11 protein-coding genes are annotated in these 12,862 nt (G+C 56.7%); 6 read left to right on the top strand and 5 right to left on the bottom strand.

Going from position 1 to position 12,862, the window contains the following annotated elements:
- Nucleotides 1–279: 279 nt before the first annotated feature.
- Nucleotides 280–1,341: an organic solvent ABC transporter permease gene (locus tag ACP2AU_RS08230; RefSeq protein WP_426375640.1), complete on the top strand. Its 1,062-nt coding sequence runs from the start codon at nucleotides 280–282 to the stop codon at nucleotides 1,339–1,341.
- On the opposite strand, the gene ACP2AU_RS08225 is transcribed toward ACP2AU_RS08230, so the two are convergent.
- From ACP2AU_RS08225 to ACP2AU_RS08215, 3 genes are all read right to left on the bottom strand, one after another.
- On the bottom strand, nucleotides 1,331–2,638 hold the full coding sequence (locus ACP2AU_RS08225) for an HD-GYP domain-containing protein (RefSeq protein ID WP_426375639.1): 1,308 nt from the start codon (nucleotides 2,636–2,638) through the stop codon (nucleotides 1,331–1,333). The two genes, ACP2AU_RS08230 and ACP2AU_RS08225, sit on opposite strands and share 11 nt — an antisense overlap.
- Nucleotides 2,639–2,815: 177 nt before the next feature.
- Nucleotides 2,816–3,430, bottom strand: a complete 615-nt coding sequence (locus ACP2AU_RS08220; RefSeq protein ID WP_426375638.1) for a hypothetical protein — start codon at nucleotides 3,428–3,430, stop codon at nucleotides 2,816–2,818.
- Nucleotides 3,431–3,473: 43 nt separating this feature from the next.
- Nucleotides 3,474–3,752, bottom strand: coding sequence for a PilZ domain-containing protein (locus tag ACP2AU_RS08215; RefSeq protein ID WP_426375637.1), 279 nt, complete (start codon nucleotides 3,750–3,752; stop codon nucleotides 3,474–3,476).
- A 194-nt stretch (nucleotides 3,753–3,946) separates the two neighbouring features.
- On the opposite strand from ACP2AU_RS08215, the gene ACP2AU_RS08210 reads away from it, so the two are divergent.
- Both ACP2AU_RS08210 and ACP2AU_RS08205 read left to right on the top strand, forming a co-directional pair.
- Nucleotides 3,947–4,960: a Fe(3+) ABC transporter substrate-binding protein gene (locus ACP2AU_RS08210; protein WP_426375636.1), complete on the top strand. Its 1,014-nt coding sequence runs from the start codon at nucleotides 3,947–3,949 to the stop codon at nucleotides 4,958–4,960.
- 149 nt (nucleotides 4,961–5,109) lie between these two features.
- On the top strand, nucleotides 5,110–6,798 hold the full coding sequence (locus ACP2AU_RS08205) for an ABC transporter permease (protein ID WP_426375635.1): 1,689 nt from the start codon (nucleotides 5,110–5,112) through the stop codon (nucleotides 6,796–6,798).
- Between the two features lie 76 nt (nucleotides 6,799–6,874).
- Here ACP2AU_RS08205 and ACP2AU_RS08200 read toward each other — a convergent pair whose 3' ends face one another.
- Entirely contained in the window at nucleotides 6,875–8,542 is a 1,668-nt protein-coding gene (locus ACP2AU_RS08200) for an AMP-binding protein (protein ID WP_426375634.1), read from the bottom strand.
- Between the two features lie 268 nt (nucleotides 8,543–8,810).
- On the opposite strand from ACP2AU_RS08200, the gene ACP2AU_RS08195 reads away from it, so the two are divergent.
- The 3 genes from ACP2AU_RS08195 (at nucleotide 8,811) to ACP2AU_RS08185 (ending at nucleotide 11,558) form a co-directional block, all read left to right on the top strand.
- Nucleotides 8,811–9,785 (top strand): ABC transporter substrate-binding protein, encoded by a 975-nt coding sequence (locus ACP2AU_RS08195; RefSeq protein ID WP_426375633.1) that lies wholly within the window; start codon nucleotides 8,811–8,813, stop codon nucleotides 9,783–9,785.
- Between the two features lie 66 nt (nucleotides 9,786–9,851).
- On the top strand, nucleotides 9,852–10,754 hold the full coding sequence (locus tag ACP2AU_RS08190; RefSeq protein WP_426375632.1) for an ABC transporter permease: 903 nt from the start codon (nucleotides 9,852–9,854) through the stop codon (nucleotides 10,752–10,754).
- A gap of 9 nt (nucleotides 10,755–10,763) precedes the next feature.
- Nucleotides 10,764–11,558, top strand: coding sequence for an ABC transporter ATP-binding protein (locus ACP2AU_RS08185; RefSeq protein ID WP_426375631.1), 795 nt, complete (start codon nucleotides 10,764–10,766; stop codon nucleotides 11,556–11,558).
- A gap of 49 nt (nucleotides 11,559–11,607) precedes the next feature.
- Here the strand turns inward: ACP2AU_RS08185 and ACP2AU_RS08180 are convergent, their stop codons facing one another.
- A complete protein-coding gene (locus ACP2AU_RS08180; protein ID WP_426375630.1) occupies nucleotides 11,608–12,423 on the bottom strand; it encodes a DUF6160 family protein in 816 nt (271 codons plus the stop codon).
- Between the last annotated feature and the right edge of the window lie 439 nt (nucleotides 12,424–12,862).

Genomic DNA, 12,862 nt, shown 5'->3' with positions numbered 1-12,862 from the left:
CATGGCTCCGAAGGAGGTTAAAAGATAGAGAGCTATTTGATTGTGGCTGGTACCGGAATTTCAAGGGAGCCGGCCCTCAACCCGGAACGCCCCAAACGCCCAAACTGCGACAGGATTCCAGATAAACCCGGGCCGACGCCCCTATAATGCCGTTACAACAACTTACAAATCGGACACCGGCCACCGGATGCTCCGGGTCAACGCGAAGGGATTGTACGACACACCATGAAACTCGTTCACCTCACTCGTCTTCTCCTGCCCGTTTCCGCAGCCATCGTCATGAGCGGCTGCCTAGATAGCGGCGGCAGTTCCGGGTCTGACGATGCACGCACCGGGCAAATCCACTTTCTCGGTGTCCGTGGCCTGGATTACCAGACCGCCAGCCAGTCCGGCACTACTGACGCTCAGGGCCGGTTCCGCTTCTATCCTGGCGAAACGCTCTCGCTGAAAGTCGGAGACCTGCCCATTGCCGAAGGTATTCCCGCCAGGGACTACGTGACCTTTCTCGAATTTGTGCCCAACCTCCGTTCTGCGCTGCAAACTCCCGGCGTCGACGATGAAGGGCTCAGCAGTCATCAGGTGCGTGAGCGAGCGCTATTCGACGACAACACACTGATGAACCTGTCGCGTTTTCTACTGGCACTGCACTGGACGGAAAATGTCGACGACGACGAAGGCATTGATATCCGGGAGCGGGTTATCGGCCAGCTTAATGCGATACTGGCCGACCCTGACCTGCCCAATACCCTGGACTTCAGCGTTGGTGTCAGTGAATTCACCGCCGAGGAATCACCCGCCAACCGGATTCTGGCCGAAATCTGCTTCTACCCCGAGAATGACCCGCTCTGCGGGCAGCCACCAAGCCCGGAAGAGATCGACAATGCGCCGGTGCGCCCGGTCGATGGTGAACTTGACCCGGACATCGACTACAAAGAAGACCTGGAAGCACTCAGAGAACGCATTTTGCAATCCGTTCGCAACCTGAGCGAGTTCGATAACGAACAAGCGAGAAACTATCTGTCGCGGGAGCTGGCCTCCATCACCCGGGCGTTGTCCCGTCAATACTATCTGTCGCCTGAAGACGCCACACATTCCGCCGGTGACACGGGCATCAAAACCGTTGCAGTGAAAAAAATTGACGGTTCGCCTCAGCTTGCCCAGTTACAGGCCCAGAGCAAACGGCCAACGGATGTCTATATAAACGCCGAAAGCTGGCAGGAAGCGGAAGTCGAATACGTGGTGAACGGCTCGACGGGTGGAGAATCTGAACTTCTGGTCAATTTCCGGCCTGAAGGCACGTACCGCTGGGTTCGTAAACAGATACGCGTTCTTATCGATTGATCAGCTTGCCGATAGACCACCGCGATTCGGCACCGGTTACATCGTATCGGGCCGGGTCCAGACCATCGGTGCCGTGGGGCAAGCACTCACGAACGGTCAGCAGCTCTGCGGCAACCTTTGACTCGTTATAACGCGCCAGGTCAATTACCTTGGCCGATTTAAGCGGGCGTCGATCAGAATCCTGCATCACCATAACGCTTGGCCACAAGCGCCTTCCCGGCGAATGCGACACCACAACCCCACGCTGGCCGTCCGACAACTCCACCAGTGTTCCGGTCGGGTAGACCCCTACCGCCTGAATAAAGGCCTCAACCAGGTCTTCCTGAAACTCGATGTTCCGCATATCGTAAAGCAGCGATACCGCTTTGGCGGGTGTCATGGGCTCCTGGCCGTCCCTGGGCGCAATCAGCGACTCGAAAAACTCGGCAATACCGGCAACTTTTGCCAGCAGTGGAATACGATCACCACGGATGCCTTTGGGAAAGCCAGAGCCGTTGTGGCGCTCACGATGCCCCACCACAACACTCATGACTGCCCGGGACAAGCCGGAGCCTTCCAGCATTTCGCTACCGCGCTCAACGTAGGTGCGGTAGGTCGCGTATTCATCGGCCGACAACTGGTGCTCACGCACAAGCATCGCTTTGGGCAACGTCATCTTACCCACCTGTGACAGCAAACAACCAATCCCCAGGTGGTTCAAAAGCCCCTCATTCAAACCCAGCTGGCGCCCGCACACCAGGGCCCACACACCCGTGTTCAGCGCGTGCCGATAGATAAAGTCGTCATACTGGCGGGTGCGGCTGAGCCACAACAGTGCATTGGGTTGGCGAGTCACGCTCTCAACCATTCGGCGGGTCACTTCTGCGGCCGGCCGCAAATCAGGAACCTGCTCGGCCTGAACCGTCTCGAACATCCGGCTGAGTGCCAACTCGGCATCAGTCAGGAGTTTACGGGAAGTTTTCAGTTCTTTGCGGAGTGGCGTTTCACTCTTGTACTTAACCGGCTCGCGAATGCTCAGAGGCGGCAATTGCACTATTTCCCGGCCACCGGAACGGGCGGCAGATCTGCGCGCGAACGGGCGAACGGATTCCGAACCTACTGAGAGATCTTCACGGGTTTCGGCAACATCGATCATCACCCACTTGCAATGGGAAACAACCGCTTTCAGATCGTTTTCGGTGCGAAGATAAAAACCCTGAATCGGAAAGGGCGTCTGGTGCCAGGGGCGATCCAGATCAGACACAAACATGCCGATCTCAAGATCGTGAACCGCAATCTTCTTTTGACGGACGCCCACTACACACCTCAGGAACAGAGATTATCTTATTGCACCCAGTGTGCCACGTTCCCGGATAGACTCCATTACGAAATCGTAGCCAAGCGTTACCCGCCAGCAACAAAGCGTAACCTACATTTTCATCAGGCAACGAAATGTAGCAATGTGACAGGGCTCACACGAAGAAGAAGACAGCCATCAATCTTCCCGGCAGACCGCCTCATCAAAATTCGGCAAACGGGCACTCAAAGACCCTCGCGGCACCTTTCTGGCATAAACAGTATAGGCCACCGCCGATGGCCTGAGATAATCCACATTAACCGACTCACCATCCCTCGTGATTGCTGGACTGGCCGGCTGACAGGACACCAGCAAATCGAATCGGCTGCCAACGTCGGCGACACGCTCCTTTTCATTCGGGGTGTGCACGCTCATGCACAGGGTGTCATCGGTTGCCGGCGCATTGGTTGCAGCATGAATATCCCGCGATTGAACACCACAAGCCCGGATTCCCGCCGCACAATCGCCGGCTTCGGCATGACTCTTATCGGCAATGCGCCATACCCGCTCACTGCACTGGGTTTCCACTTTCATGGTGGTGGCCTGATCACGACCAGGCCACCAGCCGGGGTATTCTGCCGATTGCCAGCTGACCCTTACCTGACGACTCTCCCCGGCAGAATTCTCCGCCGGAAACATCGCATAGTGGGTGAAGTAACTGGCGCAGCCAGTCAACAAAAACACCCACGCCGTCACCACAGCCACTTTTACACTGCCACGGATTCCCCGGCTGGTAAGGCAAGACCTGTCCATTTATTCACGCCCCCTCAATTCTGTGCGCTGACTCGTGCTGCCGCTAGGGCTCGTCACCCGCAAATTGAAGCCCGAAACCTTCAACTGTGCGGCGGACCACAACCATATCAAGAACCGGTGCCGGAACAGGAAGCCCCTGTACCTGAACCGTGACGCAGTCACCAATAGCAGGTTCGAAGTCTTGCTCCCCCACAATGATAAACACGCCACCGTCTGAAATGTCCTGGGTCGAAAAAAGAAACTCACCCAGTTGTTCATGGACCAACTTCACTTTTGCACTCATTGCCGTGCGACTGTGCTCTCTGCGATCACTACCGACCATGCCCGGAAACCCTGCCCATTTGCTGCGTTCTTATAGTCCTATGAAGGATAACACTATTTCCCGGAAAATATCCCTGAAGGGTTATTGACTCATTCGCGGTTAGCAATGAGAATAGTTGTCGTTATTAAATGCCTGTAGCACTCACTCACAGGCGCGCATTTACTCTCAGCCATGCGACATAAAGGATGATCAATATGCGAATGAAGCTTGCCGCAACTGCCGCTATCGCCCTGGCAGCCATGCCGCTCTCCGCCTCCGCCGACGGCGAAGTCAACATCTACTCCTACCGCCAGGCGTATCTCCTGGAGCCCCTGCTCAACGCATTTACCGAACAAACCGGTATTGACGCAAACGTTGTGTTTGCCAAACAAGGCCTGGCAGAGCGCCTGGAGCGCGAGGGTCGCAACAGCCCGGCAGACGTGGTTATGACTGTCGACATCTCCCGCATCAACGAACTGGTCGAGAAAGACCTCGTTGCCGGTGTTGAAACCGATACCCTTCACGACAATATTCCGGAAAACCTGCGTCACCCCGAAGGCAAGTGGTACGCCCTGACTACCCGTGGCCGCCTCATCTTTGCCTCCAAAGATCGCGTTGAAGCAGGCGAAATTACCACCTACGAGCAACTGGCAGACGACCAATGGGAAGGCCGCATCTGTACCCGCAGCGGCAAGCACCCGTACAATATTGCACTGATCTCTTCGATGATTGCCCACCACGGCGAACAGAAGACCGAAGAGTGGCTGGAAGGTGTAAAAGATAACCTTGCCCGCAAACCCCAGGGCGGGGACCGCGACCAGATCAAAGCCATCGCTGAAGGCGTGTGCGACATCTCTATCGGCAACAGCTATTACTACGGCAATATGCTGATGGACGAAAACCAGCGCCCGATTGCCGAGCAGGTAAACCTGGTCTTCCCGAACGCCGAAGGGCGTGGCACCCACGTGAACATCAGTGGTATCTCGCTGACCAAGAGCGCTCCGAACAAGGATAACGCCGTCAAGCTGATGGAGTTCCTGTCCTCGCCGGAGGCCCAGCGCATTTATGCCGAGGCCAACACCGAATACCCGGCCAACCCATCGATTGAACCGTCCGGCCTGGTGGCCGAGTGGGGCAGCATCCACCCGGACGATCTGTCTCTGCAAGAGATCGCCAAGAACCGCGAAGCGGCGGTAAAACTGGTTGATCGCGTTGACTACGACGGCTGATTGCCAGCCTGACAGGCGATAATAAAAAGGGTGTCCTTTCCGGGCACCCTTTTTTGTTGCCCATAAAGATGACCACGGTCATTGCAGGGAAGCGATGCAGTATCTAAAATCGCAACACTTCTCATCACCAATACGATAACGGGAACATCATGGCAGAGGCTGTAACCAGTGCAAACCCGGGGCTTTCCCAACCGCTACTGGCTAAACGAACCTCAAGACGCTGGCTCATCAGCGCCATTGCCACAACCGCTATCGTGGCGCTGCCGGTAATCTCAGTACTGTTTCTTGCACTGTTTCCAGACGAGAACATCTGGCCCCATCTGATTGAAACCACCCTGCCCCGTTACCTGACCACCACCCTCAAACTGATGATCGGCGTGGGTGCGCTCACCCTGTTAATAGGGCTGGCTACCGCATGGACCGTTACCATGTGCGAGTTTCCCGGGCGGAAATACTTCGAGTGGGCACTGCTACTGCCCTTTGCCGTGCCCGCTTATGTCATCGCTTATGTGTACACCAGCTTGCTGGACTACGCCGGCCCGATTCAACGCGCCCTGCGTGAAGTGTTTGGCTGGCAAAACGCCAGCGACTACTGGTTTCCGGAAATACGAAGCCTGGAAGGTGCCATTCTGATGCTCGGCCTGGTGCTTTATCCTTATGTCTACCTACTGGGGCGGGCCGCGTTTCTGGAACAATCCCCCTCGCTGTTTGCCGTCAGTCGCAGTCTTGGTCACTCGGCACTGAGCACGTTTTTCCGGGTGGTGCTTCCTATCGCCCGCCCTGCCATCGCTGTGGGTTTGTCGCTGGTACTGATGGAAACCCTGAATGACTTTGGCACCGTCGATTTCTTTGCCGTACAAACGCTCACCCGCGGCCTGTTCGATACCTGGATGAATCTGGGCAACCTGGGCGGCGCCGCGCAAATCGCCACGACCATGCTCATGTTCGTGGTTATCCTGGTAACGCTTGAGCGATACTCGCGCCGCCGGCAACAACAGTACGCGGCCCGCGACAACCGCGAACCCATTCATCGCTTTACCATGTCTTTCCCGCGCCAGATGATTTGCCTGGTGGTGTGCGCCATCCCCCTGATCTTCGGCTTTATTGTTCCGGGCGCCACCCTGGCCTATTACGCCTGGGAGTATTTTGATGTGAGCTGGAATCCGGATTTCATCCAGAACACGTTCAACAGCCTGTTTCTCTCCAGCGCGGCCGCCATGACCACCCTGATTATTGGCGTCACACTGGCTTACAGCCGGCGCCTTCACAACACTCGTGGTATGCAGGTTCTCATGCGCCTCTCCAGCCTTGGCTACGCCATGCCTGGTGCCGTACTGGCGGTTGGCGTTATCGTTCCCCTCGCCGGCTTCGATAACTGGCTGGATTCTCTGATGCGAGACTATTTTGGCGTTAGCACCGGCCTTCTGCTCAGCGGGACCGCATTCGCTCTGGTGTTCGCCTATACCGTTCGCTTCCTGGCAGTGTCGGCCGGCAGTATCGAAAGCGCGCTCCAGAAAATCACGCCCAGTATGGATATGGCCTCCCGCTCGCTGGGCCACACGCCCGGCAAAACGCTGATCAATGTGCACTTGCCGATTCTCCGGGGAACACTGGTTACTGCGGCTCTGGTGGTGTTTGTGGACTGCATGAAGGAACTGCCCGCCACGCTGATCCTGAGGCCCTTCAACTACGAAACCCTGGCCACCTATGTGTACCAGTTTGCCTCAGACGAACGCCTGTACCACAGCGCTCTGCCGGCACTGATCATCGTCGTCGCCGGCATCATTCCGATCATCCTGATGAACCGTTCCATATCCAATTCCCGCACCATGGCCTGAGCACCGCAAAAAGCCCCGGCCAGACACAAAAAAGCCCGGCAAACCGCCGGGCTTTTTTGTTCATCAACGCCGCGCCTTACTGCCAGATGACCGGCTGCTTCTTGGCGTACCAGCTGTCGACTTTCTCCTGATAGGCATCTTCCACCACGTTACGCTTGAGCTTGAGCGTGGGGGTGAGAAAGCTGTTCTCAATAGACCACTCATCACTGACAATGGTGATGAACGCCAGCCGCTCGTGAGGATCAACCGTTTTGTTGACGTCCCGAATCAGCTGTTTGAAGCTCTCTTCCAGCTCTTTTCTGAAGCCCTCGTCTGCCGCTTTCGGGCGAATTTCCTCACCCAACACCACCAGCGCGTGTGGCTGGGTCTGGTTGGCACCGGACACACAGACCATCTCGATGGCATCGTGGGACATCAGCTGATTCTCAATCGGCGCAGGTGCAATGTACTTGCCTTTGCTGGACTTGAAAATTTCCTTGATGCGGCCGGTCAGCTTCAGGCGACCCATCTCGTCAATCTCGCCCTTGTCACCGGTGCGCAGGAACCCGTCGTCGGTGAAGGTTTCCCGGGTTTTTTCCTCGTCCTTGTAATAGCCCACCATGGTGGCCGGGCTCTTTACCAGCACTTCACCCTGCTCGCTGATTCTCACCTCCACACCGGGCAAGGCTTCGCCCACGTAGCCCGTGCGAGTGCGACCGGGTTTGTTCATATGGGAGTAGGCGAAGTTCTCAGACATACCGTAGCCTTCAAGCAGCTCCAGCCCAAGGTTGCGATACCAGTCGAGAACGTCGTTCGACAACGGCGCAGAACCAGACCCCGCCAGCTTGACCTTGTCCAGCCCCAGCCCCTTGAGTACTTTCTTTTTGATCAGCTTGCTGACCACCGGAATCTTCAGGAGCCGCTCCAGCTTCTGCTTGGGCACTTTCTGCAGAACACCATGCTGGAATTTCACCCACAGGCGCGGTACCGACAGGAACAAGGTTGGCCGTGCACGCTGGAGGTCTTGTACGAACGTATCCAGCGACTCGGCAAAATACAGCTCGAAACCGGAATACAGAGAACCCAGCTCCACAAAAGTACGCTCGAATACGTGGGCCAGCGGCAAGTAGGACAACATCCGCTCACCGGGGCCAACGCCAAGAGTTTCAATACCACCGGCCGCAGCAAAGGCCATGTTATTGAAGCTCAGCATGACGCCTTTCGGTCGCCCGGTACTGCCCGAGGTGTACACGATGGTGGCCAACTCTTCCGGATCGCGCTCGACCTTTTCTTCCAGCGCCGGATACTTGGCAACAATATCGTCCCAGGTCTCGAAATCATTGGGCGGGCTCAGCGGGTAGGAAATGCAGCGAACAGACTCCGGCACACCCGGCTTCATGGCGTCCCAGTCATCCAGCTTACCCACGAAGAGCACATCGCATTCAGCGTGGTTGAGAATGTAATTAACGGTATCCGCGTTCAATGTCGGATACAGCGGCACAGAGATGTGGCCAGCCATCCAGATGGCCCAGTCTGTCATCACCCACTGGGCGCAGTTCTTGGAAATCAGACCAATCCGGCTTTTCTCCGGCAGGTTCAGCGATTTCAGATACGCAGCCATCCGGCGCGCTTCATCCACGGCCCGGCCCCAGGTGTACTCAACTACCTGACCATTGCCGATGGGCTGTGTCATGTATAGGGAATCGGGGCTGGTGGCCTCCCAGTGGTAGACCATATCCAGCGGGAGCTTTGTCGTTGTATCCATGGACCTTCCTGATTTGTCGTTATAGTTTGGATTCGCTGAGTCGCGTTCTCGTATTATTAGACTTTGGTATCGTATTTCAACACATCTGAGCCCGTCAAAACGTGATCCGTGCAAAATAAATCGCTTTTGCAACTTACTCACCATTGCTTTGAAGAATCTGCCCCCTGCGCTACACCGATTGGCCTGTGGCTGTGGTAAACTTGCGCACCTTGAATTTTTGCCCCCGTTTTCGCGGGAAAAAAACAGAAACTGACTCGGAGATGGGCATATGGCCAAGAAATCCCTGCGCACGCTAATTGGTGCCTCGCTGCTGGCCGCAGCCGGCCTGGTTCAGGCAGACGAGCCACGCGTTGTTGCGATTACCCAAATTGTTGAACATCCGGCACTGGATGCCGCTCACCAGGGTGTGAAGGATGAGCTGGCTGAACGCGGTTACCGTGAAGGCGAGAATCTCCGCCTGATGCACGAGAGCGCCCAGGGCAACAGTGCCATTGCCTCGCAGATTGCCCGCAAATTTGTCGGCGAGAGCCCGGACGTGATCGTTGCGATTGCCACGCCATCGGCCCAGACAGTGGCTGCGGCAGCGCGCAACATACCGGTGGTGTTCTCGGCGGTGACTGACCCGGTCGCGGCCAAACTGGTGAAAAGCTGGGAAGCCCCCGGCGCCAACATCACCGGTGTAAGCGATATGCTGCCCATCGAAAAGCATCTGGATATGCTTCAGCGCGCCATGCCAGATGCCAAGCGTATCGGCACCGTTTACAACCCGGGCGAGGCCAACGCCGCAGCGCTGATCGAGCTACTGGAAGAGCGTTTGCAGGCCCGTGGCATGGAACTGGTCAAAGGCGCAGCCACCAAGACCTCCGAAGTACTGGGCGCGGCCCGCTCTCTGGTCGGCAAGGCCGACGCCATCTACCTGACCACCGACAACACCGTGATCAGCGCGGCAGAGGCGGTGGTTTCCGTGGGCGAGCGGGCTGACATTCCCGTGTTCGCCGCAGACACGGCCACCGTAGCGCGCGGGGCTGTCGCGGCCCTGGGCTTCGACTATTACAACCACGGTCGCCAGACGGGCGCCATGGTTGCCAGAATACTGGAAGGTGCCGGCACAGCCGATATGCCGGTTGAGACTATGGAAGAGCTGGATCTGTTCGTGAATCCAGCCGCCGGTGAGCGCATGGGCATCACCCTGCCCGACAGCCTCATCCAGGACGCCAAGGAAGTCGTCACAAACGACAAGTAACGCCTGACCAACACGGGCGGACCCCAAAAGGGCCCGCCCGTTTTCTTTCACGGTGAAAAATTACCCATGCTCAGTGAAATCGCTTTTTACGGTGCTCTCGAAACCGGCCTGATCTACGGTCTGGTAGCCTTTGGTATCTACCTCTCGTTTCGTGTACTCGACTTCCCCGACCTGACAGTAGACGGCAGCTTTCCATTAGGCGCCGCCGTTGCTGCCATGCTTATCATTGAAGGCTGGAACCCCTGGCTGGCAACCGGCTGCGCTGCACTGGCCGGCATGGCTGCCGGTGCCGTCACCGCCCTTCTGAATGTAAAACTCCACATCCTGAACCTGCTGGCCTCTATCCTCACCATGATTGCGCTTTACTCGGTTAACCTGCGCATCATGGGTCGGCCCAACGTGGCTCTGCTCACCGAAGACACCGTATTGACTCCCTGGTACGACCTGGGAATGGCCTTCCACCAGGTACCGGTAGTGCTGTTTACACTGGTGGCCATTGCCTCACTGATTTTGCTGTGGCGGTTCATGAAATCCGAAACCGGCCTGGCCATGCGCGCCACCGGCGCCAACGCCCGCATGGCCCGCGCCCAGGGCATTGCCACCGGCGGCATGATTGTTCTCGGCGTGGCCCTTTCAAACGGCCTGGTGGGTATGGCCGGCGCACTCTTTGCCCAGAGCCAGGGTGCTGCCGACGTTACCATGGGCGTTGGGGTTATCGTTATCGGCCTGGCGTCTCTGATTGGCGGTGAAGCCGTCATAACACCTTCTACGGTGGTTCGCGCGCTGTTGGCCTGCGTTGTCGGTGCCATCATTTACCGCCTGGCTATTGCTTTCGCCCTGAACGCCGATGCCCTGGGCCTGCAGGCACAAGACCTGAACCTGATTACTGCGGTTCTGGTAACCCTTGCCATTGTGTTGCCCGGCGTTCGTACCAAGATCGTCAGCCGCTTCACCAGCAAAAAAGCCTGAGGAGACAACATGATCAGCGCAACCGATCTGCGGCTTACCTTTGGTAAAGGCACACCGCTGGAGAACCCCGCCCTTCGAGGCATGAGCCTGACCGTTAACCAGGGCGAGTTTGTGACCGTCATTGGCAGTAACGGCGCCGGAAAATCCACATTCCTGAACGCACTGGCCGGCGAAGTCATGGTCGACAGCGGCCAGATTATCGTGGACAACCTTGACGTTACCCGCCTGCCCACGCATAAACGGGCGGCACGGGTGGCGCGGGTGTTCCAGGACCCATTGGCCGGTACCTGCGAAAACCTCTCGATTGAGGAAAATCTCGCACTGGCCATCAAGCGTGGCCAGCGCCGGGGCCTGACCAGCGCGGTGAAAAAACAGTACCTCGGGCAATTCCGGGAAAGCCTTTCGACACTCAAGCTCGGGCTGGAAAACCGTCTGGGCGACAAGATGGGCCTGCTCTCTGGCGGACAGCGACAGGCCGTCAGCTTGCTGATGGCGAGCCTCACGCCGTCGAGCATTCTACTGCTGGACGAGCACACCGCCGCGCTGGACCCGAAAACCGCCAACTTCGTGCTGGAACTGACCCAGCAGATCATTGAAGAGCAGCATCTGACTGCCCTGATGGTCACCCACAGTATGAAGCAGGCGCTGGAGGTAGGCGACCGCACAGTCATGCTGCATCAGGGCCAGGTGGTGTTCGACATTGCCGGCAAAGACCGGGACGGGCTCGAAGTGAAAGACCTGCTCGGCCTGTTCGAAAAGCAACGGGGGCTGGAAGTCGACGACGACAGCTTGTTGCTGGGATAAACGAAAAAGCGGGGCTCTTACACCCCGCTTTTCTTTTTCTGCCAGACGATTAGTGCCCGTAGATACGCAACGCGGTATTGTTCACGGCCAGGTCGTCCATAAACACAGTACCGATCGAGTGCTGGCCGACAATCACCTCTTCAATGCCAACATCGGCACGAAATACCGGCATATCGATCGCCAGGGCATCGCCAGTACCGGCCTGCCTTGTTCCCCTATACACATCCAGCTCAACTTCCGCGAAAAGGTCCAGCGGGCTCGGCCGGCGAAGATCGTAATCCGCTCCGGTAATTTGCAATCCCCGTACACCCATAGCCAGGAACGGCACATCGAAGTTCATCACTTCAATGGCAAACGCGCCGCGGAAGTTCAGCACATCGGTGGCGGTGTCGATTTCAATAGACGTGCGCCCCACAACCCCCTCTGCGAAGAAGTTATTCATCAACAGGGTCTGGTTATTACTGCCATCCGTGCTCAGCAATTCCCAGGCACCGGTGGTGATGCGAAAATCCACCGCCGAAAACTGGATCGGCAGAATGTTGATCACCGCATCGCCATCCGAGTACACATCGATATCGACCTTGATATTATCGAGCTTATCAGAGGCAGAGGTACCCGCGAGGCCGCTATAGCCGAAGAAGTCGGTGCGCTCCGCACCGCCAATGCTGATATCGCTAACCGACAAAGAGCCCTCATCTGTATAGATAAAGCGACCGATGTCGACCTTGGTTTCCAGTTCAATGGTCACACCGGCCTGGCCGGTGATGTTGCCCATCGTGGTTTCATCTAACGGTTGAAACGCCAGGGCCGCCGGGGGCGCCCCGGCGATGCACAGCGCAAGAACGGTAGGTTTCAGGCCTTTCATTGTTCTTTTCCTTTTATAGTCGTTATCACTTCCTGTGGGCCACTACAGTGTTACGACGCCACGCTAACACTTTACCGACACGTCGTTTTCGGATACGTGCAGAAGTCACAAAAACCTGTATTCCAAAACGGTTATCTCGAGCACTTTTTAACCACAATATGTAGTAATGATCACAGAAAGCGGTCGTGGTGCGGGCTGCGGCATTTTCAAGAAGTTTTCCATTGATTTTCTTAGCCCTCAAACGCCAATCAATAGTTGCTCTCTTATTCACAGAACACTATATCCTGTTATACTTCATCGTAATTGAGCCCACATATAGGGCCTCTACGCCAAGATCTACCAGAAGTCAATGAGTAGAAAAGCGGGCTATACCCACGCTCGCAGCGTGTATCGACAGCAGATTTCGGGCATCACGGGTAGTTTTTCGAAAGAGCCCAAC

It is taken from the genome of Marinobacter sp. VGCF2001 (assembly GCF_049943275.1).
In the GTDB taxonomy this organism is placed as follows: domain Bacteria; phylum Pseudomonadota; class Gammaproteobacteria; order Pseudomonadales; family Oleiphilaceae; genus Marinobacter.
The sequence above is the reverse complement of the archived record's forward strand: the minus strand, read 5'-3'. Positions and strand labels throughout refer to the sequence as shown.